Genomic DNA, 24,728 nt, shown 5'->3' with positions numbered 1-24,728 from the left:
TCATACATCTGCCACATTTACACCGTGGGGTTCGGGTGGTATTGGACTTTGTGTTGATATGCACACTCATCCACCCCACGTATGCCTTGTATGTGGTTTCTATTCGTCAGACCGAGAGTTTGCATTAGGCTTCCTTCAGACTCACCTCGCGATGGACGCCCTTGCCATCTGCTAACAGTTCCTACCACCAAGCTTGTAGCGGACTTTCACCGCCTAGACACCGCCCATGCAGGGCAAACATAATTAATGGCCTTCTAATCTAGATTTAGAAGGCCATTAGTTTTTATATTGATTTTCCGATAGATTTCTGAAATCTACTACTATTAGTAAAATTATGCTAAACATCCATATAAAAGGTATTATATTTAGCATTTATCTAATTATAAAAAATTCCCTTCTAGTTAAACCTAGAAGGGAATTTTTATTACTGTTCTGGAATCCAATCTTCAACTACATCCATATTATCTTCCATCCAAATCCTAGCAGCTTCATATTCATCTTCTCCATCTGCTATCATTCCCATAATTTCACCTAACTGGTCATCGTCTACATAAAAGTTAGACAGGAACTGATGTACTTCTGGAAGGTCTTCTTCTAACCCTTCTCTAGCAATACCATCAAGAGTTTCTGCTTCTCCATAAACACCTTTCGGATCTTCTAAGAATTTAAGATCCCATTCAGAAAACTTCCAATGTGGAGTCCAACCTGTTACAATAACTGGTTCTTCACTCTCATAAGCATCTTCCAAGTTAACTGTCATAGCAGCATCACTACTTGGTAGCAAATCAAAATCTAGACCATACTCGTCAATAGCTTCTGTAGTTCTTTCCATAACTCCTGCACCTTCATCAATTCCAGTGATTTCCCAACCCAAGTCATCTCCATAAGGAGAATCATTTAGCTCATCAATACTATCAACTTCCATATACTCTGGTACAACTAGTCCAATTCGTGCATTTTCATAAATAGGACCTAACTCATCAAAATCTTCATGATGCTCTTCATAATAACTTCCATGAGTTACAGGTAACCAAGCAGAAACGAAAGCATCTTGATCTCCACTTACAATATCCTGATAAACTGGTCCAGCATCTGCTTGAATTAAGTCTACTTCATAACCCATCTCTTCTTCAAGTACCACACTTGCTAAATGTGTTGATGCAATTGAACAAGCCCAATCCATATGTGCTAGTTCAACAGTCTGAACCTCTTCGTCACCACCATTAACAGTTTCCTCACCATCACCACAACCTACAACAAAACTTCCAACTAACAACATTGATAATACAATTACTAATAATTTTTTCATAAATCTAACCTCCCCCTTTAAATTATGTTTCTTTTGAATCTTTTTAGTTTATTATTCTGACCCCTAAGAAGATTCATTTATCAGAAGGCAAATACACCTCCTTGACTTAAATATAAATTTATAAGATGTAACGACAACAAATTTGTTGTCGTTAATACCTTATTTCAAGCTTTGAGTTAACCTATCTAAAAAGATAGCTAAAATAACAACTGATAATCCACCTTCAAAACCTGTACCAATTTGTAGCTGTTGAATACCTCTAAGTACAACATTTCCTAATCCACCAGCACCAATCATTGAAGCTATAACAACCATAGATAGTGCTAACATGATTGTTTGGTTAACTCCAGCCATTATTGTTGGTACCGCTAGAGGAAGTTGGATTTTATAAAGTAACTGACTTGATGTAGACCCAAAAGCCTTACCGGCCTCGATCACTTCCTTGTCAACCTGTCTGATACCTAAATTAGTTAACCTTATTGCAGGCGGCATTGCGAAAATAACTGTTGCAATAACACCAGGAACAATACCTAAACTAAAGAAAATAACAGCTGGGATAAGGTAAACAAATGCTGGCATGGTCTGCATAAAGTCAAGCATCGGCCTAATTATTTTATCAGCTATATCATTTTTAGCTGCTAATATCCCTATTGGGATTCCTACTCCTAAAGCAACTACTCCAGACGTTAATATCATTGCAAAAGTTTCCATTGTTTCTCCCCATAGTTCCATGCTTACTATTAAAGAGAAACCAACTAAACTGAATATACCCACTCCTGCACCGCTAACTTTCCATGCTAATAAAGCAAACAATAAAACCAAAATAAATGGTGAGAATCCCGATACTTCAATAAACCCTGTATAGAAAGCATTGACAATAAACTCTATAACATCAGCAATTATGTCAAATAGAAAATCAAAAGTCTCTTCAACCCAGTCGATTATTGCTTCAAACCAATCTCCAATTGGTATCTTAGGAATTGTCATTGTTATCACTTCCTTCTTCACCTTCTACATCTTCACCTTCAGCTAGAGCTGCTAATACAGATACACGTACAATTAACCCTCTTAACTTTTCTTCATTCTCATCAAATACAGCTATAGGGTAATTAGATTCTGAAGCAGTTTGCAATAATTCACTAAGTGGTGTTTCTTCTGTAGTATAAGGATAATCTTTATTTAAATAATTTTTGAGACTTTTTTCATTATTCTTTAATGCTTCTAAAGCCTTTGTATCTTCAATAACTCCATAAACACGTTTTTCTTTATCAACTACATATAAGTTTGAAAATCCTTCTTTTTCCATAACCCTAATTGCTTTTCTTGGCCCGTCGTTAATGTTAATTGTCACTTCGGGTTTATCCATGATATTACCTGCTGTTAGGATTTTCAACCTATTTACATCTCTTACGAAGTTTGCAACATATTCGTTTGCAGGATTTGATAATATATCTTCCGGTTCACCAATCTGAACAACTTCTCCATCTTTCATAATAGCAATCTTATCACCAAGCTTCAGTGCCTCATCTAAATCGTGTGTTATAAATAGAATTGTTTTGTTTACATTTGATTGTAGTTCTATTAGTTCACTCTGCATATCTCTTCTAATGAGCGGATCTAGTGCACTAAATGGTTCATCCATTATTAATATATCTGGATCTAAAGCTAAAGCACGTGCTAGTCCTACTCTTTGCTGCATTCCTCCACTAAGTCCACTAGGTCTTTGTTGTGCATAATCTTTTAGACCAACTTGTTCTAGAGCCTTTTCTCCAACTTTTGCTCTTTCTTCATATGGAACATTTTGAACCTCTAGTCCGTACGTAACATTATCTAATACTGTTCTATGTGGAAATAATGCAAAATGTTGAAAAACCATTCCTAATTTTGCTCTTCGGACTTCACGAAGTTTTTCGCTATTCATTTTTGTAATGTCTTCACCGTCTATTAATATTTCACCTCTTGTAGGTTCTATTAAACGGTTAACACATCGAATTAAGGTAGATTTACCACTACCCGACAGTCCCATTATAACGAAAATTTCACCTTCATTTACTTCAAAACTTGCGTCATTGACGCCTAAAGTATTTCCAGTTTTTTTGAGTATATCCTCCTTGTCCATACCTTTTTCAATTAAAGAAAATACTCTATCTGGCCTCGGTCCGAAAATTTTGTATACGTTTTTTGCTTCTAATTTTTTTACCATATCATCACCCTTTATTATTGTCCCCTCCTTTAAAAATTTTAAATGTAATATAAAAGTAATAAATTTGGTTGGATTGAAACAAAATTTATTACCAAATTTTTGCTACTTTATATATGTTATCATTAACTCGATAAAAAGCCAAATAGCATTTATAGACAAAATAGTTGATTAGAAGTTTCCTATAAAGATTGTATCGATTATGCTGTTTTACTTGCATATATCGTACGTAACAGATATGCAATCTGTTTAGCAAATAGTTTAACGTTATTTTATATTTAATCTAAATTCGCCATTCGCTACTATATGAGCTCTAATTTAAAACTATAATTATCAAAAACAGTTCTTTTTGATTAACATATTACCTATTCCTTAACCTCTAAGTTAGGAGGGAATTAACTATTAAAAAAACCTTATTTAAGTTTTCTGAGCAGAAAATTATACCCAAAACTAAAAAAGAAGTTTTAACTTGATTAATCAATAGAATTTTCACTAAATTCTATCGGCCCCCTATTCCTTATTAAAAAAACGTTTTGATAAAATAGTCTAATTTTAAGATTCTAATGATTTTGATTATATTATTAGTAAAGTATCGCATCTTGTCATATTAAAAAATTAGAACTATTAATTCTTTTTCTACTCCAGTAAATGACTTTAAAATTTATAGCTGATGCTAATGATGTAACTAAGATCTGGTATGACAACAATATTAAGGCCTTACTTTATCAAGCATCTTCGTCAATTAGCAAATAAACTTTGGGAAATAGCTATAGAGGGAAAGTAATAGTATAGCAGTTCTTGATACAGCTGTTTATAAGCATACTATCTTGAAAGGTAGAATAAGAGCTTTTAAAGATTGTATAAATCATCATAGGAAAGCTTATGATGATAATGGTAATGGTAATGGCATACACGTCTTTAGAAGTGCTTGTTCTAATAGTGACAAGTATAGAGGAACAGCTAGTTAAGGTGCTAAGATAAATTCGGTTCAGGTATACTTTCTAACGTACTCGATGGCTTGAATAGTGTATATATAATAAAGATTAGATAGTCCTGGTAATTCAGGTCCAAACAATCATTCAATCACAACTTCAAGTATACATCCTGATATTATTAAGTCTGTCCTCTAACAATAGAAATACAATGTTCACTTTACATTGCCCCCGTTAAATTAGAAAATGCATCTTTAAGGTAAACATTCACCTTAAGATGCATTAAATTTGTTATTGTTTTATAAATAATTGAGTTAACATAACCCCACCTCGTTCAGTTTCTATTACTCTAATATGAGTGTAATCTTTTGCTAGTATCGCAGATCTATGTGCAGAACTATTCATGAGCTGTGCATGCGCTGATTGGACGCTGTTAGATTGCGCTATATTTTCTCGAACTAGTGTGTAGTCTATTCCTTCTTCACTGACCATTTCTCCAGGGATTCCATATTTTGGGGATTTATGATCAAAATAGTTATTATCAATCATATCTCGAGATTTCTTTCTAGCTACTTCACTAAGATCTTTTGAATCTTATATTCATTAAGACCTCTATGTCGTCTTTCTTCATTTAATTTGTCATATAAGTATTCTTCATCACAGAATCATTATTTGAGGTATCATCAGATCTTTGATTTTGTTGATTTGTCTGGTTAAACAAATAAGTAAATCGTCCAAAAGTGTTTTGACGATTATATGTATTTGTTGTTTCTTGTTCAGTATCAATACTTCTTCTTGAAAAATTTGACCACCATTCTTGTGATATTATAAGTTTGAATTTGCCAAAACACTGTCACTAAAGATAAAACTGGACTTGAGTCAATATCTTGGACACACAAAAGTTAAGTTTCAAGCAGATTGTTTTGATAGGTCTTCAAAGGCTTGAGGAGTTAAGTATCCCAAAATTCCATGTACTCTTTTTCTGTTGTACCAGCCTTCAATAAACTTGAAAACGGCAACTTTGGCAGAATCAAAATCAAATCTAGATATCTTACATGATTAACTTCTTCTTTTTCAGGGTAGCATGAAAAGATTCAATGTGTGCATTGTCATAAGGGCATCCTTTACGACTAAATTATGACTGTATAATTCCTTTGTTTTTTGTGAATTGCTTAAATTCGTCACTAGTGTATTGTGTACCTAGATCGCTATGAAGGATAATACCATTACCCGGATCTTGAGTTTCATAAGCGTTCTTCAAAGCTTTAATCACAAGGTCACTTGTCATGTTTTTGCTGATGAAGTAACCAATGATTTTATAAGTATGTAAGTCCATTACCGAACCTAAATAGCACCAAGAATCTTTTATTGTTTTAATGTATGTAATATCAGTCACCCATTTTTCATTAATGGTTTTGGTAGAAAAGTCTTGTTTTAAGATATTTTCTCGTTCAACTACTTTTTATTTATTAGGGTAAGGCTTGAATTTTTTTCTGACAATTGACCGGATACCAGCTTTTTTCATTATCCGCTAAACGCGTTTTAGGCTTACTTTATAACCTTTGAATTTTAAGATGGCGTGGATCTTAGGTGCACCATAGCGTTTGTTACTATCATTATGGATTTCAATAATCTCTTCTGTAAGTTTCCTGTTTTCTTTATCACGATTAGACTCAACGTGGTTTGATTTATGATAGTAAGTACTCTTAGGAACTCCTAAAGCATCACACATGGTTGTAATAGAGTGATCATCTTTATGTTCTTCTATAAATTCAATAAGCTCTGAATCATCTACTTTTTCGCGAATATGGCCATAGCCTTTTTTAAGATTTCGTTCCTGTTTGATGCGTTGCATTTCTTTTTTCATTTCATCTATATCTTTAGGAGTAACTTCGTCATCTCCTGATTGAGGGGTTAACTGCTTAATCCATGTATAAATAGTAACTTCCGTTACGCCATATTCGCTCTACAGGTCCTTTACAGAAGTACCTGAGTGACACAAATCTACAACTGTTTTTTTGAAATCGTTACTATATTTTTTACCCTTTTCTGGACACATCCTTTTTTAACCTATTTTTTAGACTTAAATGTGTCATAAAAATATACTAACACCAGTTATTTAAACAGTTTACTCCACCAACTTTTTTCATTATCTTGCTTATTATTAGAAGAGTTAAACTTTTTTGTAAATTGATGTTCTAAATTTTCAGTTCTTTCTAGTAACTTATCATATTTATCTTGCAGTTTATTAACTTCTACACGTAAAGACTTAACTTTCTTTTTAAGTTGAATCACTTCTTTATCCCCTAATTTTTTGGCGTTCAAGCCATTTTTTGTGCTTGCTTGTTTTTTAGTAACCCCTTTCTTTTTTAAATTATTTACTAACATAGATTTAGGAGATTGTGGAGATGGTCCTGCATTCCATAACTGTTTTTGATTTTTTGTTTTAACCTGTTTTTTAGCATCCTGTTCTTGATTAACCCCCATTTCTGGTTGCCAAATCCTTAGATGATTTACATCACCTAATCCCCTTTGCCCCCAACTATGTGTTTGAAAACCTTCAACTCTCATTTCTCTGATACTATTATTTAGGTTGATATTTTTCCAATTATTGTTTTCTTTAATTAACCCACTCCGACTCTCACTAGTTTTAAAAACTATCCATGGTTTACTTTTAGATAACCCAGCACTCAGATATACCAGTGAACGCTCGTCTGAAATGGTTTTTAAAACTTCAGGTTCACTCCAATCCCATATATTAGACTCTAAATTTGCAACACTAGAGCAGATACTTTTTTTATTACCTTTAGTAGTAACCCAAAAGCTAGTCAAATTACCTGTGTTATCTAATAATATAGGTTCATTTAGGTCTTTATTAATCTGATTTTGAGATACTACTACTGGATTACTCCATTTTTTCTCAGACGTATACTGACGATGCAGTAATTGTTCTTGTCGTCCATTTTTAGAAATATATAATAAATGAATGTTATTATTTTTATCAACCTGTATCGACGAATTTGTTAAAATCAATTCCTCAGCCGTATCTATTGCAAAAGGTCCTAACCACTTATTTCGATATTCCCAGAATAATAATTTGTTTTGGTTATTTTCTTTAGATAAACATAACAATAGTATATTTTTAAATTTATCTCTTTGAATACTTTTTATTGCACCAAGAGTTAAGTTTTGATATCCCTTTTGAAAAAGCGGTATAAATGTAACATCATCAGTTACATTTAATAATTTACCAGAGAAAATTTTATCATCTTTCAAAAATATTAATTTAAAACCATCATCATCTAAAGTCGCCGTGTACTCATTCACTTCATCTACTAATATATTCTGATTTTCTTCATTATCTAAAACTATTAATTTGTTATTAGATAATTTTACTTTAATAATTTTATTTATTTGATTTAACAACGTTGGTAGTCTATTTTCATTTATTCTCATAATTAAATCCCCCTGTGCTTGTTCTTTCTTTTAATAAATACTTATGCATTAATATACAAGTTATTATTTTTAAATAAATCTTTATTATTAGAACTCTTTTTTTACGTCACACGGAATCAATTTTTGTCATAAAATAAAGCACATCTGCCATTAAATGAATGAAAGGAGGGATTTATATGCCTAATAACTATCAAATGTATCCTGGGCCGATTGAAAACCCAGAACATTTTCCACCTCCTGTTGCTATTGATTGCATAAAAGTTGATAAAGTCTATGAAGAATGTAAATTTACAGATGTAAACGAACTAGATATTACACTTGATGATATTGACCAACTAACAGATGTAGAATGTATTAGTGTAGAGGTAATAGAAAAAAAGTGTGAAATTGTATATGATGATAAAGTTAGATTATGGATAAAGTATGAAGTTACTTATGAAGTTAACGGTGAAACTAGGAGTCACGTAGAAACATTTGAAAAAATTGTTGTTTTAGCACGAGCTGGAGAAGATGGGCTAGAGCCACAATGCGAAGTCTTTCTTGAATGTTTAGACGCATTTGTTTTAAAAAATAATACAATTAAATTATGTATAGGAAAGCTGTTATTATTTAAACTTATAGCACATGTACAGCTGCTAGTACCAGTTTATGGGTTCTGCCCTGAGCCCAAAGAATGTCAAGTAGCTGGTGAATGTCCAGAATTCGATCCAATTTGGCCACCTTATCCAGAACAAAGCTAGTAATAAAAAACTCCCTGCGTCACTTGAGACGCAGGGTTCTATTTATAATATAATTGCAATGAGACCTCCACTACCTTCATTAATTACTTTTTCTAAAGTTTCTTTTAACTTTTCCCTTGCATTTGGTGGCATATTATCTAATTTTTTACCTATTCCATCTTGAACAACACTGTGTAAACTCTTACCAAAGATGTCGCGTTCCCAAATCTTTTCTGGATTTTCTTCAAATTCTTCCATAATATAGTTCACAAGATCTTCACTTTGTTTTTCTGTTCCTACAATAGGTGAAAATTCACTTTGAACATTAACTCTTACCATATGAATACTCGGAGCACTTGCTTTAAGTCTCACACCAAATCTATTTCCATGTCGTACTATTTCAGGTTCTTCTAAAGTCATTTCATCAAGGCTAGGAGGAACAACACCATATCCATCTTCTTTAACCGTAGATAGTGCTTCTTCTACTTTATCATATTCACTCTTTGCATAAGCAAAATCTTTGAAGATCCTTAATAAGTCACCTTTACTTTCAATTTCTTCACCGCTTATCTCTGATAGAATTTGTTCAAATAGATGATCAGGTGCTAGTATGTCAATAACCGCATGACCAGTTCCTAAATCCATTTGTTCAAGATCTACTTGTTCTGAATACTCAACTTCTTCTAAGTCATTTACAACAGAATTAATATCTCTTAATCTTGTGACTTTTTCTATGCTTTCCCGGATAGAGGTTTCAAAACTCCCTCTTAACCAATGATCAGTTTCAAGTTCTTCAACCCAATTAGGTAAGTTTATACTTACCTCTTTTACTGGGAACTCATATAGTACTTCTTGTAAAATTTGATTGATTTCATCTTCTTGCATCTCTAACACATTAACAGGTATTACTGGTACATTATATTTCTCTGCTAATTCTTCTTTTATTTCTAATGCTTCTTCACCAAATGGATCAATACTATTAAGTACTACAACAAAAGGTTTCCCAATATCCTTTAGTTCTTCAATTACTTGTTCTTCTGCCTGTAAATAATTTTCTCTTTCTATTCCGGTAATAGTACCATCTGTTGTAACAACTACACCCATAGTAGAGTGTTCTTGAATAACCTTTTGTGTACCTATTTCGGCGGCCTCTTCAAAAGATATCTCTTCTTCAAACCAAGGAGTTGATACCATTCTTGGACCTTCTTCATCTTCGTAACCAATAGCACCATCAACCATATACCCAACACAATCAACCATTTTTACTCTCATTGAAATATTGTCACCAATAGTTATTTCTACAGCTTCATCAGGTATGAATTTAGGTTCAGTAGTCATAATTGTTTTTCCACCACTACTTTGAGGAAGTTCATCTCTAGCACGTTCTAGTTGATTTGTATCTTGAATATACGGCATAACTATCATTTCCATGAACTTTTTTATAAAAGTTGACTTTCCTGTTCTTACAGGTCCTACCAAACCTAAATAAATATCGCCTTCAGTACGTTTTGCAATATCTTCATACAAGTCAAATTTGTTCATAAACCTCTCCCCTCCTTAAATCTTAATCAGTAGACGTCATCAAAAGAAAACTTTTGATAACTACTCGATAAATATCCCTCCTTAAAACCATCTTATTAGTTCTCGATATTTTTATTACAAGTTTAGTTCAATTGCTCGACCACTAAATATATATTTATAAAAATGGACAATTATTCTTAGATAAATAAATAAACACCGAAAAATTCGGTGTTTATTCTCTCCACATATTAGTATCTACTACTTCTTCCATTTCATCTGTCTTTACACGTTTCATTAGATGATTAACACCTTCAATTGGTGATTTTCCATTAAATAAAATGTTATATATCTCAGTCGTAATTGGCATTTCAGTTCCAGTTTTTTGAGCTAAATAATTAGCTGCTTTAGTAGTCTTAAAACCTTCAATTACCATATTAGTACCTTCTGTAATTTCTTCTAAAGCCATTCCTTTACCTATCATTTTACCAGCACGTCTATTTCTTGAATGTTCACTTGTACATGTTACTATCAAATCTCCAATCCCTGCTAGGCCTGCAAACGTCATTGAACGAGCTCCTAATTTATTACCTAAACGCGAAATCTCATAAACTCCACGGGTCATAAAAGCAGCCTTAGTATTATCTCCAAAACCTATACCATCCGAAATACCAGATCCTAGTGCCATTATATTCTTTAGAGCCCCACCCATTTCAACTCCAACAATATCAGGGTTAGTATAAACTCTGAAGCGAGAAGTTATAAATATAGATTGAAGTTTTTCAGCTACAATTTTCTTTTTACAAGCTATAACTGATGCTGAAGGTATACCCTTACCTACCTCTTCTGCGTGGTTAGGTCCAGATAATGTTGCAATAGTGTTCGCATTATAATTATCTAGAGTATCTGCTAAAACTTGGCTCATAGGTTTAAGTGTGTCAATCTCAATTCCTTTTGAAGCACTTAAAATTAGTGGATCATTATCAATTAGATCATTTACCTTACTTCCTATATCTCTCATTGAGTGGGAAGGCACTACAAAAACAAGTACATCTCTTTTACTGACAGCTTTCTCTAAATCTGAAGTTATACTTAAATTTTCTGGAAAAGAGATTCCTGGAAGATATTTATCATTTTCACGTTCATTTTGTAATTGCTTACAAAAATCTTCTCGTCTGGTCCATAACGTTACTTTATTTTCATTCTTACCAGCAAGAAGTATAGCTATTGCAGTTCCCCAACTTCCAGATCCTATCACTGTGATTTTAGTTTTAGTCATTACTTTTCCCTCCCACTTTTAGATATCTCATATTTTTCACCTAATTTTCTTTCTGTACCTTGGATCAACCTTTTAATATTTGAAATATGTCTAATTATCGCCATAATACTCATAGCCAAAGCGAATACAAGATACCAAAATGGATTTCCAAATAAAAGCATTACCCATGGTAACACAACTGCACCTGTAATTGAACCAAGTGAAACGTACTTAGTTATTACTACAGGAATAAGTCCAATTACCACAACTGTTACAAACACTTGCCAAGACAATCCTATTAATATACCAATACTAGTTGCTATTCCACGTCCACCTTTAAACTGAAAAAATATTGGCCAATTATGTCCTATGATTACTGCTAAACCAGATAATATTACAAACAAATCATCTAATCCTAGTAACAAAGCTATTTTTATTACTATATAACCTTTAAATCCATCAAAAATTAAAGTTAAAAACCCTTCTTTTTTTCCTAATGTTCTTAAGACATTTGTAGCTCCTGCATTTTTGCTTCCATATTCCCTAATGTCTATTCCATGGATATATTTACCAATTATGTACCCACCTGGTATGGACCCTAAAAGATAAGCAAAGATCATTAGAAAAAAACTTAGCATATTTAGTCCCTCCTTTTTCTTTCTCTACCAAGTAGTATTATAGGAGTTCCCTCGAATCCAAAAACCCTTCTTAATTGATTTTGTAGATACCTTTTATAAGAATTTTTTAAAAGTCCTGAGTCATTAATGAACATCACTAAAGTCGGTGGCTGAGACTTCACCTGTGTTCCATAATAAATTTTTAACTGTTTACCTTTTTTTGAAGGTGGTGGTGTTCTATTAACCGCTTTTTCTAAAACCCTATTTATATCAGCTGTTGGTATTCTTTTATCATGCTGAGCTGCTACTCTTTCAATTTCTGGAAAGATCTTTTCTACACCTCTTCCTGTCTTGGCTGAAATGAAAACAATTGGAGCGTAGCTAACATTAGGCATTTCTATACGTATTTTTTCTTTAAATTTATCAGCTGTTTTATTGTCTTTATCAACTATATCCCATTTATTAACTACTATTATCAATGCTTTACCCTTCTCTTGTGTGAGCCAAGCAATTTTTTTGTCTTGATCTGAAATGCCTTCAGTTCCATCTATAAGTAATAATGATACATTACTACGTTCAAGACCATTTATACTTCTAATCACACTATACTTTTCTAATTTCTCATCAATTCTACTTTTTTTACGTAGCCCAGCAGTATCGATAAAGACGTAACTTTTTTCTTCTCGTTTTACAAATGTATCAATTGCATCACGTGTTGTTCCTGGCATATCACTTACAATTAATCTATCTTGTTTTAATATATTATTAACTAACGAAGATTTTCCTACATTAGGTCGCCCAACAACAGAAACTTTTATACTATCTTTATATTCATCTTCTACCTGTGTATCTAGTTCTGGGAAGTGATATACAATTTCATCTAACAGATCCCCTGTATTGGCACCATGTATTGCAGAGATTGGTATCACTTTATCAAAGCCCAATTGGTAAAATTCTGCAGCATGTAGATCAGGATTATCTTCACTTTTATTTGGAGCTACAATCACAGCCTTATTTGATTTTCTTAGTTCTAAAGCCACTTCTTCATCAGCAGGTGTAATCCCATCTCTACTATCAACTACGAACACTATTACATCGGCTTCTTCCATAGCTAGTTGTGCTTGTAAAACAACTTGGTTTAAAATGTTATCATTTTCATCAAAAATCCCACCTGTATCTATCACATTAAACCCTCTGCCACTCCATTCTGATTCACCATAAACTCTATCTCTGGTAACACCGGGTGTATCATCAACTATTGATACTCGCTCTCCAATAAGTCTATTAAATAATGATGATTTTCCCACATTAGGGCGCCCAACTAATGCAAGTACTGGTTTAGTCATTTCCCTCAACTCCTTTAGATTCTATAATATCAACAAAATCTTTACCATTAACTGGTGTTTTGATAGCAGTGACATTTAATTGTTCTTGCAAATCTTTAAAAGTAACATCATCTAAAAATGCAGTATTCCCATCTTTTAACATAACATCCGGTATGAAAATAGGTGATTTTAAGTTCTGACCTTTTAATTGTTCAATTATATCACTACCTGTAATCAACCCTGTAACCGTTACTTGTGGTCCAAAAAATTTATTTACAATTGGAATAATTTCAAGGTCTATTTCAAGATCATTAAACTTAGATTTAATTTCATTAATAATTCTTTTAATTACTCTAGCACCTAGTTGTCCAGTAATAATTGTGCCACTTATGTTACTGCTAATTCCTTTATTTTTAATCCTCTCTTTAACTTCAGATTCAAACTTTTTAGCCAATCCTACACCATTATCTATCTGTGAAAAGTTCTCATAACTTTCGAAACTAGGAAACTGTTTATTCGCACAAAGATAAAATTCATCAGCCAAAAATACAAAGCGTGTCCCATATTTCTTCAAGAATTTTTGTTGGTATCTTTCTACTTGACTGATAACGGAACTTGCAATTTCTGGTGAAACATCATCTAATTGTGTTAGCCCTTCTCTATGTGCAGTGGTACCTACTGGTACAACAGCCAAACTATTGAATTCTGGATATAGGTTAATTAGATCCTGTATAGTTCTATCTAATTCTTCACCATCATTAACACCTGGGCAAAGAACTACTTGACCATGCATATTGATACCCGCTTCATAAAACCTTTCTAATAACGAATTGATTTCACCTGCCTTAGGGTTTTTAAGCATTGATTTTCTTAGTTCACTATTAGTAGTATGAACTGAAATATACATAGGGGAAACTCTATACCTTATAAGTCTGTCTATTTCATCATCACTTAGGTTAGTAAGAGTAACATAGTTTCCATAAAAAGGACTTAATCTATAATCATCATCTTTTACATATAAACTAGATCGCATCCCACTGGGTAGTTGATTGACAAAACAAAATATACAGTTATTATGGCATTTTTTCATTGGTGTGATTGTAGGATTTTCAAATTCAAGTCCTAGTTTTTCATCAAAGTCCTTTTCAATTTCTATAATCCATTCTTGTCCATCTGGTTTTCTGACTAATAATTCGATATAGTCATCACTAATCAAAAAATAGTAATCAAGTATATCATTTATCTCGGTATCATTGATAGCAAGAACTTTATCTCCAGCTTTTAACCCAATTTCTTCTGCTATACTATCCTGATTAACATTTTTTATTATATGTTCATAATTTCTTGTATCCATTATAAATCACCTAACTTTTCCTAGTTATTAATTTAGCACTAGCAAGCTACATTTGATTATCCTATAATTAAATATCTGAGTCAAGAAAAAAAGAAGGAGTTCTCACCCCTTCGTGTTGTTCTTTATTTCATTTTTTGTTTTCTTTACTACACCAGCAATTTGTAAATATGCTTTTTGAGTTCCACTTAATACAAGGGGTCTACCAACTTTAATTAATCCTAGTCGTTGACTTAAGAACCCACCTACACGCATACTAACATTAACACAAGTTAGTGTATCTACAAACTTAAGATGATGAGTATCAAGGTCATATATTTGCAAAATATCGACCATAGCAGTTTTTATAGTTTTAGAGTCACTTCCCATTCCACATGAATATATGTGGTTTCCTTCAGTATCTCTACCAAAGTAATGTAATTTACCTTTTAGTATATTTTTTTGACTATCAAATAGCTTTGTATACAACAATTCATTTTTACTAGGTACTTTATCTCGAGGAAGCTCCCCAACATGTATATTGGCTGCTACTACTGATGAGTGCGCTCCCCCATAACAATGATATACAATTTTTCGCATATTATCCCCTCACACATCAATGTTTAGCAATAATTAAAACTCCATTCTCTAAACTATGTACCACCCCTCTTGTAATTCTAGAAACAGTCAAAGCAGTTTGTTCAGCTTCTTCTAAAGAATCTTCATAAAAAATTGGTATTGTTCCAGCTGAAATTTTTTCAGGGGCGACAGTAACAATAGCAACTATGACGTTAGTAGTATATGCCATGTTTATACTCCTTCTAATAGAAAATTATTTACGCTTTTTATGATGAGCTTTGTGTCCAGGTCGTGATTTTAATGGATATCTTAAAGCACTCTCAAGAATAGGTACATATTCTACAGCTTCAATCAAATATTCTTCATTACCTTCTAATGGTATGATTACCATAGCCAACTTTCCAGTACTTAATTGACGTCTAATTGTTGGTGAAAATTCTTCAGTATTTACATCTTTATAAATTCCTAACATAGTAGCGACGTCATGTAATATTGCCGAGCGTTGACCTGCATTAGCTAAAGTGGCTCGTGCATTATCATCTTTAGGTTCAATAATTAAACCAAAAGCTCTATCCTTAATAGTATTTCTAGTTTCTGATCGACCTACGTTAACCATTAATATATCGTTCACATATAGTATGGATCCATCAAAACTAATTTCGCCATGGTAAACATCTGCTAACTCACCAACTCTTTTTCCTCTCATAAATCTATAACTTAACTTAAGAACTATTGCACCCAATAAAAGGCCTAACCATAAATAGGAAGTTAAAATAGCTACAGTACTAGTAATTAAAGATGCGCCCATTACTAAATAGTTTCTAGCTTCAAAAACCTGGGCTATACCTTCTATATACTCATTACCTCTTGGTACTAACTCAGCATCCTCTAAATTATTTAATGTCTCACGCTCCATATTCCTTATCTCTCGAAATTGCTGTGCTGCTAGGGATAAAAAGGTTACTGCTGTATATTCTTCAGCTAAAATTGCGGGTACTGCCACAGCTCCTAAAAAAGCTGCAATAAAACCTAATGAGATGTGAATTACATTTCCATGGGGGTGTGACGGGTAAATACGATAGTCAGATCTTAATAAAAGCATTCGAGCAATAGTCCCGACAATAACCCCCATCAAAATAGCTTGAAGTTCCTCATTAAATCCTGGTATCAGGAATCATCATCCTCTTGGTCTTCTTGTGAGCGCCTTTGTTTGGAGTTCTTTTTTGAGGGACCCATAAAATTAGCAAACTCTGTTGAAACGAATTGCTTAAACTTAGATGCCACTCCTTGTAAACTTCCCTCATTTAGTAATAGAAATAAGAACCCACCTACAATGACGACTCCACCTATCCAAAGGATTGTTCTTCCGACAGTACCCAAAGCTCCTGGAGGACCAGCATCTGGACCATCAACAACTCCTCCACCTGCTATTCCACCTTCATCATCTTCTATAATCCCACCTTCGTCCTCTACTGCACCTCTAGGTTCACCCTCTTCAACTCCTTCGTAAAGCGCCTTAGTTAGAACATCAGCAAATAAATCAGCAGATTCCTTAGCACCTTCTCTAGTATTATTGTGTCCACCAATCTCAATTAAAATATTTCTGGGGTGTAAATCTTGATTATAGTCACCTTGTGCATATAGGATTCCCTTAACTAAGTTTGGGTACATTTCATCAGCAGTAGCTTTTATCCGTTCCGCAAATTGTTCAGTTTCTTGGATATTTTGATTTTGTTGCCCTACTACTAGAAGAATCGATACCCTTTCTTCACCTTCAATCTCAGCCTTATATTGATCTCTTGGTGCTGCATCTCTATGAACGTCGATTAAAGCATCGGGATTTTCCTCAAGTATATCTTCAACAGTTCTTCTAGATCGCATATATGCTCCTGCATCATGTGGTACATGAGTTTCTTCTCTCCAAATAACATCCACGGTATTTTCTTCTAAGGATTGTGCAAAACTCTCGCCTACTTGCAATATTCCTCCACCCTCATCAATACTTTCTGCACCATCACTTGGTACATAACTTTCCGCACCATGAGAGTGATAAATACCTATAGGACCTCTATCTTGAGCATATACTATATGAGTGTTAATAAAGCTTAAAGGGTTTTCAGTGTCTTCATGATTTTTTGAAGAGAGTTCAACTTCTTCGATTAACTCAGCTTCAGCTTTATCATCTGTTACATTAGTAACTTCATATAATTTATTATCTTGATTAAGGTATTTGTTGCCTTGAACTAAACGCCTACCAGTTTTCAGTATTGTTTCTCCTTCTTCATCTACAACGGTCATATAACCATCATCAAGCTCATACGTATCCATAGCAATTGTACTTTGTGGTATTACAAAAGAACTAAGAACAAAAACAATTAATAATAGCACGAATGTTATCTTACTGGTTATCATCTTCATTATCTTCTTCATTTGATGACACCTCACTTTCTCGTACTTGACTTTCTATTTCACTTAATTCATCACTAAATTCTTGATGAGCTACATTTGGGTCAATATTTAATTCTTTCATAGTCTCTTCATCCTCTTCATGACCACTTTGTATTCTTTCATAGCTTTCACCTACAATTTCAGCTAACCCAACAGCTAATATACCCCCTAGTACAATAGCATCAAATACTCCAGCTCCACCTATGACAGTTGTACCACTAGTACCTCGTAAAAATAAATCTAACCTAGCAAATAAATCACTTAAAACAAGCCCTAAGACCCCAGCTATGAAAGCCGAACGTCTTGATCTTGCTGCAAGATAACCTATGACTCCTGCAATTAAGCCAAAGGTGAGAGTAGGATCTAAAATACCTGCATATGTAGGCTCTAAAGGCAAGATTCGCATGGCACCAAAAACTACTATACCTGTTATTATGGCTGCCAAGGCTCCACGTAACCTTTCTTTGTTATCTGCTTTATAAAATAGATATCCAACCAACACCAGTGGAATTAACCCACCACCTATATTAATAGCGAAGTTATCAGCTAGAGTTATGTCTGGTAAAAAACCTCCTACAATCATTAAACCAATGAATAGTAAAGCAATGTGATCAGTTAATCCCATTCTATCTAAAACTCTTTGAAGTACCCCAAAATAAACTAAGGCTGCAACAGCTAGTAGTATTACAAACCCGAAAGTCAATAAACTTCACCCCTTTATAGTAGTTGTTAGCATCTTTTAGGATAACCGCTAGCTAAATGAATTATTCCAAAAATAGAAAAAACGCGCTGAAAAAGCGCGTTTAACTTGATAAATATTCAATATCTAAATTTCTTTGGTTTGCATATTCTTTCAAGTTACCTTGAATCAAAACTGGACTTTCTTCGAATTCCTTCAATTTCCTTGAACCAGTTAGCAACAGTATTGATTTTAATTGAGTTTCTATTTGTTCTAGTTTTCTTTTTAACTCTTCTTCACCAAAGTTCCAAAGTATGTATAAAGGAAAACCGGCCATTGCAACACACTTTGCTCCTAAAGAAAGAGCTTTTGCTATATCTAGTGATGAGGAAAAACCACCTGAAGCAATTATATCAATATTATTAAACCCATAAGCTGAAGCTTCTAAAAGTGACTCCCCAGTAGTAATTCCCCATTCTTCTAGATCTTTTAATGGTGGATCTTTTTCTATGTATCTTTCATTCTCTAATTTTATAAAGTTAGTACCACCAACACCGCTAATATCGATAGCATCAAAATTTAAAGCTGCTAGCTCTTGAATGTCTTCCTTTTTCATTCCAAACCCAACTTCTTTTGCAATTACTGGAACATTTAGTTCATCGATAATTTTCTCTATATTAGTAGTAAATTCTTTAAAGTTACGATCACCTTCAGGCATTGCAAGTTCTTGTGGTGCATTTAGGTGTATTTGTAATGCATCAGCAGATATCATTTCAACAGCTTTTTTTGCCATATCAACAGTTGCATATGCACCAACATTAGCTATAACTAATCCTGTTGGGTTAAACTCTCTAACAACTTCAAAAGTGTTTGTAAAACTGTCATCTTTGATAGCGATTTTTTGACTACCAACTGCTATAGGAATATTAAGATCATTAGCCACTCTAGCTAGTTTTTTATTAATTTCTAATGATTCTTTAGCTCCTCCTGTAATAGCATTAAACATTATTGGTAACTTTATTTCTTTATTAAATAAAGTTGTTGATAGATTAGTTTCATTGTAATTATGTTTGGGTAAACATTTATGCATTAGTCTTATATCTTTAAGCAAATTTTGATATTTAAAATTATTTATTGCTGACTTAAGGTGATCAGACTTTCTATTTTCTATCATCTTCTTTAATTTCCCCTAACAAATCACCAAACATATCACCTAATTTAACACCATCATCTTCATCATCTGTATATGAAGTGAGTTCAGACTCATATTGTTCATTATTGTCCTCAGTATCTTTAATACTAAGGCCCACCTTCTTTTGTTCTGGGTCAATAGAAAGAATCTTTGCCTTTACTTTATCACCTTTCTTGACAACTTCTGTTGTTTTTGCCACATGCTTATTTGCTAATTGTGAAATATGACAAAGACCTTCAACACCTGGAATAATCTCGATAAAAGCTCCAAAATCAACTGTTCTTGCAACTTTACCGTTAATTACATCTCCAGATTGAAACTTTTTCATAAACTCTTCAAACGGATCAGGTTGAGCTTCTTTTATACTTAATGAAATTTTTCCATTTTCAGGATCTAGATCTAAAACTTTAACTTTAATTTGTTGACCAACTGATATTGCATTTTCAGGATGATCTATTCTACTGTGAGATATTTCAGATATGTGACATAATCCATCTATACCACCAACATCAATAAAAGCACCAAAATTTGTTAACCTTTTCACTGTTCCTTCAATTATATCTCCACTTCTCAGTTTACTAAAAGTTTCATGTTTCTTTGTCTCTAACTCTTCTTCTTGAATCTTTTTATGGCTTAAAACTATCTTGTTATTGGATCTATCTAGCTCAATAACTTTAAGTTTTAGTTCAGTGCCAACATATTGACTCAAATCTGAAATATAATCGATATCTACATGTGAAGCTGGGATGAAACCATTAACTCCTTGTAAGTCAACAACAAGGCCACCTTTAACCTCTTCTACTACTTTAGCAACTAATTCTTTATCTGTATCCTTTTTTTCTTGTAACATTTCCCAAGCTTTATCTTTATCAGCCCATTTTTTTGATAATATTAAAACTCCTTCTTCATCATCAACTTTTACTACTTTCACGTCTACTTTACTACCCTCTTTTAAAATGTCTTTAGGTGTCTGACCTTTGTCTAAGTTTAACTCATTGATAGGTATAACACCTTCAAATTTGTAACCAACATCAACTAAAACTTCCTCATCAGCTACTCTTGCTATAGTGCCACTTAATTGTTCACCTCTTTTATAACCGTCTTTCGTATTATTTTCTTCCATTAACTCTCTTTGATTTTCTTTATTTTCTTCTGATTCTTGGCTTTGTTTTTGATTTTCAAATTCTTTCATTTTTTCAATAACCTCCTTTATAGTCCAATCTGGTGTTGAGGCACCTGCCGTAACACCTATCTTTTTACAGCTCTTAAACCAATCAGCTTTGAGATCATTGGCAGTTTCAACATGATAAGTTATAACCCCTTCTTTAGATGCCAATTCTTTTAGCTTTTTAGTATTAGAGCTGTTATAACCTCCTATTACAACCATTAGATCAACATCATCAGATAAAGATTTAGTGTTTTCTTGACGCTTTTTCGTAGCCTCACAAATAGTGTTATCAATAATAACGTTTTCGTTTTGTTCTTTTATTTTATCAATTATTTTGTTAAAAAATTCTTCTCTTAAAGTGGTTTGAGCTACAACTGCAGCGTTTTCTACAATATTAATACTGTTAATTTCATCTTTATTTTCAATCACCATAGCAGTATTATCAGTCCACTCTTTAATTCCAATTACTTCAGGATGATTAGGATCTCCTATTATATAAACTTGAATACCATCATCATATAATTGTTTAGCTTTACGCTGTACTTTTTTTACAAAAGGACATGTAGCATCTATAATTTCTATACCTAATTCTTCAGCATGTTTAAATGTTGAAGGACCTACTCCATGACTTCTAATTACCAAATAACTTTCATTTTCAATTATATCATCAAAATTTTCTATGGCTTTTACACCATTTTCAGTTAATTTGCTTACTACTTGATTATTATGAACAATAGGGCCTAGAGTATAAACTGCTACAGCTTTTTTAGAGGCTTCTATTGCTTTATCTACTGCACGTTTAACTCCTGAACAAAAGCCAGCACCCTGTGCTACGACTATTTCCATTATATACACTCCTAACTCTACAGATCATTATTAATAATTACCATAATGGATTGACTAAATTCAGCAAGTGAATCTTCAGATTGATCAAAATCTTCTTTTTGATAGTTAATGGGAGAATGTACAATAACTTTAACTCGTCTGAATGGTTTATACTTACCTTTTATTGTAATAGGTACTACAGGTGCTTTACTCTTTGCTGCAATAAACCCAACACCTCTAAGTAATTTATTGTTAGAGTTTTGTTTCCTTGTACCTTCCGGAAACATCCCAAATATATTACCTGCTATAAGTTCATCAAGAGAAGTTTTAAGTGCTTTTCTATCAGCTTGCCCTCTTTTAACAGGAATAGCACCAAGTTTTTTAATTATATAACCAATTACAGGTATATTAAATAATTCTTCTTTAGCCATAAAAGTTACATGGGGTTCTGAAATACAACCTAATAATATCGGATCAAATAAACTAATATGATTTGAACATAATATTGCTGGCCCTTCATTAGGTAGGTTTTCATAACCTTCAATTTTTATAGGATATATTGTTTTAAAGAGTAATCTAAATAGCCCTCTAAGTATAGTATATAAAGTGCTATTTTTATTCATGACCTTCAACCCTTTCAAGTAACTTTGACAATACTTCTTTTTGGGTCATATTAGTAGTATCTAGTAAAATAGCATCTTCTGCCATTCTCAAAGGGCTATAGGTTCTATTCTGGTCAATTTCATCACGCCTTAGTAATTCTTGTTTTACTTCATTATAAGTTGTGTTATACCCTTCTTTCAGTAAATCACAAAGACGTCTTTGTGTCCTTTCTTCTATGCTTGCAGTTAAGTAAAACTTAAAATCAGCATTAGGAAAAATACGTGTTCCTATGTCCCTTCCATCAAGCACAGCACCATCACGACCAATTTTTCGTTGCATCTCTACTAAAAACTCTCTCACAGCAAAGTTTTCAGCTATATAAGAAACAGCCTTAGAAACTTCAGGTTGTCGGATTTCATCAGTTATTTCTTGATTATTTAAAAATACCAAGTTGTTTCCATTTGATTTTGTTTTGATATCTAAATTCACTTTTTTAAGTACACTTTTAACACAATCTTTATCTTGTGGATCTATGTCTTTATGTAACACATACAAAGCTATTGCTCTATACATAGCACCAGTATCAAGATATTTAAGATTTAAACTTATTGCGAGATTTCTAGCAATCGTACTTTTTCCGGCACCAGCAGGTCCATCAATTGCAATGACTATATTAGATGACATGTTATCAAACCTCTCAACTTAAATTATTTACTTAATTCTAATTCATAACAGACTATTCGACAAAAAAATGTTCGTTCCTCCCCACAAGTTCAAAAAATATAATTCATTCCATTAAAATTATTTATTTAAATCAGGCCGTAAACTCTGAGCTTCATTTAAATATACAGGTTCTGGTTTATGGTTTAAATGAGAATAATAGTGGATCATGATCCTAATACATTTTGTTATGGCTCCTTCAACATCAATTTCTTGAGCACACATCAATGCTGTGTTTGTCCATCCTAATTTTCTTGCAGCTCTTGCAGGAAAACACGATTGTAGATCTTTGGTAGTTGTAAAAAATATACTTATAACTTGATGTTCATCTGTAATCTGATTTCTATCACATACACTTTCTAAAAGACGTTTTGTTTCTTTTAAAACTTCTTGTTCAGAATCTTCCTTAGTTGTTGTAGCTCCTCTAACTGCATGAACTCTTAAATTGTTCATTTTCTCCCCTCCATTAATCAAGCTTAAGATTCTTGTTTTCTTCTTTCATAAGTCAACCTATATGTAAGTTCCTCATTTACTTTACCTAAGAATTTTTCTATCTCTGTTTTTGTAAAGTTAACCATCAGTGGGTTATGAAGCTCAATTTTTCTAAACTCCTCTCTCATAATAAAAGGTAACAAGTCTACTAACGAATCAGCTGATATAGTTAACTCTACCGGAGCATATGCTACATCTTCATCTAATTCCTCTACATACACTGCATATGTTTCTTTTTGTTCAATATGATCTATTTCAACTCCTTGTATCGGTACATTTTGCCAATTAGTAACTTGGTTATCTCTTTGTTCTTCAGCTACTTCAAAAGTATCTTTACTTCCGAAAATAAATCTTCCAGGCTTTCTATACCCAGGAAAATCAAACCTGATTCTACACCGTACTTTCTCTTCTACTTCTTCTCCTAATTTTACTTTCATTTAACCAACCTCCTTTTACGGAATTATTTTCATTATTTCCATTATATCCTTGGTTAATTCGAGTTTATTTACTGTCTAAACCAACAAGTTTTTTCAATTTTATTATCTCGCTATCTGATAAGTGTCTACTACTTCCTTCTTTTAGACTATTTATTTTAACTGGACCGAACTTAATTCGTTGTAGGTCTATTACCTCTGCATTTAAGAAGTCTATCATCCTTCTAATTTGTCTCTTTCTACCTTCAGTTAATATAATCTGTAATACCATGTGGTTCTTAGTCTTCTCTGATATTTTTACTTTTTTTGCGCTACATAACCCCTCTTCTAATCTAATACCTGATTTTAAACAATCAATATCATTATTAGATAAAAACTTGTCTACTTTTACATTATAAGTTTTAGTTACCTCATAACGTGGATGCATCAATCTATTTGCTAATTCTCCTTGATTTGTTAATAATACAAGTCCCCTTGAATCATAATCTAACCGTCCAACTGGATAAATACGCTCTCTAACACTTATTAAATCCATTATTGTTTTTCTTCCTTGTGGATCTTTTTTAGAGGTAATATAACCAATGGGTTTATTTAATAACAGATAGACTTCGTTTTTCTCAAAGTCTATTTTATTACCATCAACTTCAACTATATCTTTATTAGGGTTTATTTTTGTACCTAATTCTCTAATAACTTGTCCATTTACTTTAACTCTACCTTCTTTAATAATTTCCTCAGATTTTCTTCTAGATGCAACTCCAGCATGAGCCATATATTTTTGTAAACGCAAATTACTACCTCCCTCTATAAAGTAAAATTTTCTTTTAAAAAGCTCTTTCGTTCTCAGAATTTCAATACTATCCATTTTAAACATCTAGGTAAAAACTTGAATATCCGATAAAATCTGTAAGAGATAGAGCACCT

The 24,728-nt window shown here is 32.9% G+C and carries 23 protein-coding genes and 2 pseudogenes; 2 read left to right on the top strand and 23 right to left on the bottom strand.

What is annotated here, in order from left to right:
• Nucleotides 1–424 precede the first annotated feature (424 nt).
• The 3 genes from CDO51_RS11275 to CDO51_RS11265 all read right to left on the bottom strand — a co-directional run bounded on the left by CDO51_RS11275 (nt 425) and on the right by CDO51_RS11265 (nt 3,512).
• The gene (locus tag CDO51_RS11275) at nt 425–1,309 is read right to left on the bottom strand and encodes a glycine betaine ABC transporter substrate-binding protein (protein WP_089024360.1); all 885 of its coding nucleotides are present in this window, start codon (nt 1,307–1,309) and stop codon (nt 425–427) included.
• 159 nt (nt 1,310–1,468) lie between these two features.
• Nucleotides 1,469–2,296, bottom strand: a complete 828-nt coding sequence (locus CDO51_RS11270; protein WP_089024359.1) for an ABC transporter permease — start codon at nt 2,294–2,296, stop codon at nt 1,469–1,471.
• On the bottom strand, nt 2,283–3,512 hold the full coding sequence (locus CDO51_RS11265) for a quaternary amine ABC transporter ATP-binding protein (protein ID WP_089024358.1): 1,230 nt from the start codon (nt 3,510–3,512) through the stop codon (nt 2,283–2,285). Before CDO51_RS11265 ends, CDO51_RS11270 begins: the two co-directional genes overlap by 14 nt.
• Nucleotides 3,513–4,336: 824 nt before the next feature.
• Between CDO51_RS11265 and CDO51_RS13880 the strand changes: the two genes are divergently transcribed.
• Nucleotides 4,337–4,477, top strand: a complete 141-nt coding sequence (locus CDO51_RS13880; protein WP_158212441.1) for a hypothetical protein — start codon at nt 4,337–4,339, stop codon at nt 4,475–4,477.
• Nucleotides 4,478–4,732: 255 nt separating this feature from the next.
• Here the strand turns inward: CDO51_RS13880 and CDO51_RS11260 are convergent.
• From CDO51_RS11260 to CDO51_RS11250, 3 genes and pseudogenes are all read right to left on the bottom strand, one after another.
• A pseudogene (locus CDO51_RS11260) lies at nt 4,733–5,020 on the bottom strand (CAP domain-containing protein); the annotation flags it as partial.
• Between the two features lie 330 nt (nt 5,021–5,350).
• A pseudogene (locus CDO51_RS11255) lies at nt 5,351–6,500 on the bottom strand (IS3 family transposase).
• 56 nt (nt 6,501–6,556) lie between these two features.
• The gene (locus CDO51_RS11250; RefSeq protein WP_089024356.1) at nt 6,557–7,897 is read right to left on the bottom strand and encodes a hypothetical protein; all 1,341 of its coding nucleotides are present in this window, start codon (nt 7,895–7,897) and stop codon (nt 6,557–6,559) included.
• Between the two features lie 176 nt (nt 7,898–8,073).
• Here CDO51_RS11250 and CDO51_RS11245 point away from each other — a divergent pair, with 176 nt between their 5' ends.
• Nucleotides 8,074–8,637, top strand: a complete 564-nt coding sequence (locus CDO51_RS11245) for a hypothetical protein (RefSeq protein ID WP_089024355.1) — start codon at nt 8,074–8,076, stop codon at nt 8,635–8,637.
• 42 nt (nt 8,638–8,679) lie between these two features.
• On the opposite strand, the gene spoIVA is transcribed toward CDO51_RS11245, so the two are convergent.
• The 17 genes from spoIVA to CDO51_RS11160 all read right to left on the bottom strand — a co-directional run bounded on the left by spoIVA (nt 8,680) and on the right by CDO51_RS11160 (nt 24,594).
• A complete protein-coding gene (spoIVA, locus tag CDO51_RS11240) occupies nt 8,680–10,158 on the bottom strand; it encodes a stage IV sporulation protein A (protein WP_089024354.1) in 1,479 nt (492 codons plus the stop codon).
• A gap of 211 nt (nt 10,159–10,369) precedes the next feature.
• Nucleotides 10,370–11,413: an NAD(P)H-dependent glycerol-3-phosphate dehydrogenase gene (locus tag CDO51_RS11235; RefSeq protein ID WP_089024353.1), complete on the bottom strand. Its 1,044-nt coding sequence runs from the start codon at nt 11,411–11,413 to the stop codon at nt 10,370–10,372.
• Nucleotides 11,413–12,030, bottom strand: a complete 618-nt coding sequence (gene plsY, locus CDO51_RS11230) for a glycerol-3-phosphate 1-O-acyltransferase PlsY (protein WP_089024352.1) — start codon at nt 12,028–12,030, stop codon at nt 11,413–11,415. Before plsY ends, CDO51_RS11235 begins: the two co-directional genes overlap by 1 nt.
• A 2-nt stretch (nt 12,031–12,032) precedes the next feature.
• Nucleotides 12,033–13,355, bottom strand: coding sequence for a ribosome biogenesis GTPase Der (der, locus tag CDO51_RS11225; RefSeq protein ID WP_089024351.1), 1,323 nt, complete (start codon nt 13,353–13,355; stop codon nt 12,033–12,035).
• Nucleotides 13,348–14,688, bottom strand: coding sequence for a DUF512 domain-containing protein (locus CDO51_RS11220; RefSeq protein ID WP_089024350.1), 1,341 nt, complete (start codon nt 14,686–14,688; stop codon nt 13,348–13,350). Before CDO51_RS11220 ends, der begins: the two co-directional genes overlap by 8 nt.
• A gap of 102 nt (nt 14,689–14,790) precedes the next feature.
• Entirely contained in the window at nt 14,791–15,264 is a 474-nt protein-coding gene (locus CDO51_RS11215; protein ID WP_089024349.1) for a DUF3189 family protein, read from the bottom strand.
• Nucleotides 15,265–15,280: 16 nt separating this feature from the next.
• Nucleotides 15,281–15,472: a capping complex subunit for YIEGIA gene (locus CDO51_RS11210; protein ID WP_089024348.1), complete on the bottom strand. Its 192-nt coding sequence runs from the start codon at nt 15,470–15,472 to the stop codon at nt 15,281–15,283.
• 24 nt (nt 15,473–15,496) lie between these two features.
• Nucleotides 15,497–16,375, bottom strand: a complete 879-nt coding sequence (locus tag CDO51_RS11205) for a YIEGIA family protein (protein ID WP_089024347.1) — start codon at nt 16,373–16,375, stop codon at nt 15,497–15,499.
• Between the two features lie 35 nt (nt 16,376–16,410).
• A complete protein-coding gene (spoIIP, locus tag CDO51_RS11200) occupies nt 16,411–17,631 on the bottom strand; it encodes a stage II sporulation protein P (protein ID WP_205842242.1) in 1,221 nt (406 codons plus the stop codon).
• Between the two features lie 10 nt (nt 17,632–17,641).
• Complete coding sequence (locus tag CDO51_RS11195; protein ID WP_089024345.1) at nt 17,642–18,394, bottom strand: DUF1614 domain-containing protein; 753 nt, start codon at nt 18,392–18,394, stop codon at nt 17,642–17,644.
• A gap of 100 nt (nt 18,395–18,494) precedes the next feature.
• Nucleotides 18,495–19,544, bottom strand: coding sequence for a type 2 isopentenyl-diphosphate Delta-isomerase (gene fni, locus CDO51_RS11190; protein WP_089024344.1), 1,050 nt, complete (start codon nt 19,542–19,544; stop codon nt 18,495–18,497).
• Nucleotides 19,531–21,576 carry a bifunctional 4-hydroxy-3-methylbut-2-enyl diphosphate reductase/30S ribosomal protein S1 gene (locus tag CDO51_RS11185; protein ID WP_089024343.1) on the bottom strand — a complete coding sequence of 682 codons (2,046 nt, stop codon included), beginning with the start codon at nt 21,574–21,576 and terminating at the stop codon, nt 19,531–19,533. Before CDO51_RS11185 ends, fni begins: the two co-directional genes overlap by 14 nt.
• Before the next feature lie 17 nt (nt 21,577–21,593).
• Nucleotides 21,594–22,178, bottom strand: a complete 585-nt coding sequence (locus tag CDO51_RS11180; protein ID WP_089024342.1) for a lysophospholipid acyltransferase family protein — start codon at nt 22,176–22,178, stop codon at nt 21,594–21,596.
• Complete coding sequence (gene cmk, locus CDO51_RS11175) at nt 22,171–22,842, bottom strand: (d)CMP kinase (protein WP_089024341.1); 672 nt, start codon at nt 22,840–22,842, stop codon at nt 22,171–22,173. The genes CDO51_RS11180 and cmk overlap by 8 nt, the downstream gene beginning before the upstream one ends.
• A gap of 117 nt (nt 22,843–22,959) precedes the next feature.
• Complete coding sequence (aroH, locus tag CDO51_RS11170) at nt 22,960–23,331, bottom strand: chorismate mutase (protein WP_089024340.1); 372 nt, start codon at nt 23,329–23,331, stop codon at nt 22,960–22,962.
• A gap of 23 nt (nt 23,332–23,354) precedes the next feature.
• Nucleotides 23,355–23,807, bottom strand: a complete 453-nt coding sequence (locus CDO51_RS11165; protein ID WP_089024339.1) for a hypothetical protein — start codon at nt 23,805–23,807, stop codon at nt 23,355–23,357.
• Between the two features lie 64 nt (nt 23,808–23,871).
• Nucleotides 23,872–24,594 carry a pseudouridine synthase gene (locus CDO51_RS11160; RefSeq protein WP_205842241.1) on the bottom strand — a complete coding sequence of 241 codons (723 nt, stop codon included), beginning with the start codon at nt 24,592–24,594 and terminating at the stop codon, nt 23,872–23,874.
• Nucleotides 24,595–24,728: the final 134 nt, after the last annotated feature.

It is taken from the genome of Natranaerobius trueperi (assembly GCF_002216005.1).
GTDB lineage: Bacteria > Bacillota > Natranaerobiia > Natranaerobiales > Natranaerobiaceae > Natranaerobius_A > Natranaerobius_A trueperi.
The sequence above is the reverse complement of the archived record's forward strand: the minus strand, read 5'-3'. Positions and strand labels throughout refer to the sequence as shown.

Coding starts and splice junctions, on each gene's coding strand:
- fni (WP_089024344.1), bottom strand. CDS start 19,544: ATGATAGAAAATAGAAAGTCTGATCACCTTAAGTCAGCAATAAATAAT.
- spoIVA (WP_089024354.1), bottom strand. CDS start 10,158: ATGAACAAATTTGACTTGTATGAAGATATTGCAAAACGTACTGAAGGC.
- CDO51_RS11220 (WP_089024350.1), bottom strand. CDS start 14,688: ATGGATACAAGAAATTATGAACATATAATAAAAAATGTTAATCAGGAT.
- CDO51_RS11245 (WP_089024355.1), top strand. CDS start 8,074: ATGCCTAATAACTATCAAATGTATCCTGGGCCGATTGAAAACCCAGAA.
- CDO51_RS11185 (WP_089024343.1), bottom strand. CDS start 21,576: ATGGAAATAGTCGTAGCACAGGGTGCTGGCTTTTGTTCAGGAGTTAAA.
- CDO51_RS11180 (WP_089024342.1), bottom strand. CDS start 22,178: ATGAATAAAAATAGCACTTTATATACTATACTTAGAGGGCTATTTAGA.
- CDO51_RS11215 (WP_089024349.1), bottom strand. CDS start 15,264: ATGCGAAAAATTGTATATCATTGTTATGGGGGAGCGCACTCATCAGTA.
- CDO51_RS11275 (WP_089024360.1), bottom strand. CDS start 1,309: ATGAAAAAATTATTAGTAATTGTATTATCAATGTTGTTAGTTGGAAGT.
- CDO51_RS11165 (WP_089024339.1), bottom strand. CDS start 23,807: ATGAAAGTAAAATTAGGAGAAGAAGTAGAAGAGAAAGTACGGTGTAGA.
- aroH (WP_089024340.1), bottom strand. CDS start 23,331: ATGAACAATTTAAGAGTTCATGCAGTTAGAGGAGCTACAACAACTAAG.
- plsY (WP_089024352.1), bottom strand. CDS start 12,030: ATGCTAAGTTTTTTTCTAATGATCTTTGCTTATCTTTTAGGGTCCATA.
- cmk (WP_089024341.1), bottom strand. CDS start 22,842: ATGTCATCTAATATAGTCATTGCAATTGATGGACCTGCTGGTGCCGGA.
- CDO51_RS11270 (WP_089024359.1), bottom strand. CDS start 2,296: ATGACAATTCCTAAGATACCAATTGGAGATTGGTTTGAAGCAATAATC.
- CDO51_RS11235 (WP_089024353.1), bottom strand. CDS start 11,413: ATGACTAAAACTAAAATCACAGTGATAGGATCTGGAAGTTGGGGAACT.
- CDO51_RS11210 (WP_089024348.1), bottom strand. CDS start 15,472: ATGGCATATACTACTAACGTCATAGTTGCTATTGTTACTGTCGCCCCT.
- CDO51_RS11265 (WP_089024358.1), bottom strand. CDS start 3,512: ATGGTAAAAAAATTAGAAGCAAAAAACGTATACAAAATTTTCGGACCG.
- der (WP_089024351.1), bottom strand. CDS start 13,355: ATGACTAAACCAGTACTTGCATTAGTTGGGCGCCCTAATGTGGGAAAA.
- CDO51_RS11250 (WP_089024356.1), bottom strand. CDS start 7,897: ATGAGAATAAATGAAAATAGACTACCAACGTTGTTAAATCAAATAAAT.
- CDO51_RS11205 (WP_089024347.1), bottom strand. CDS start 16,375: ATGGGGGTTATTGTCGGGACTATTGCTCGAATGCTTTTATTAAGATCT.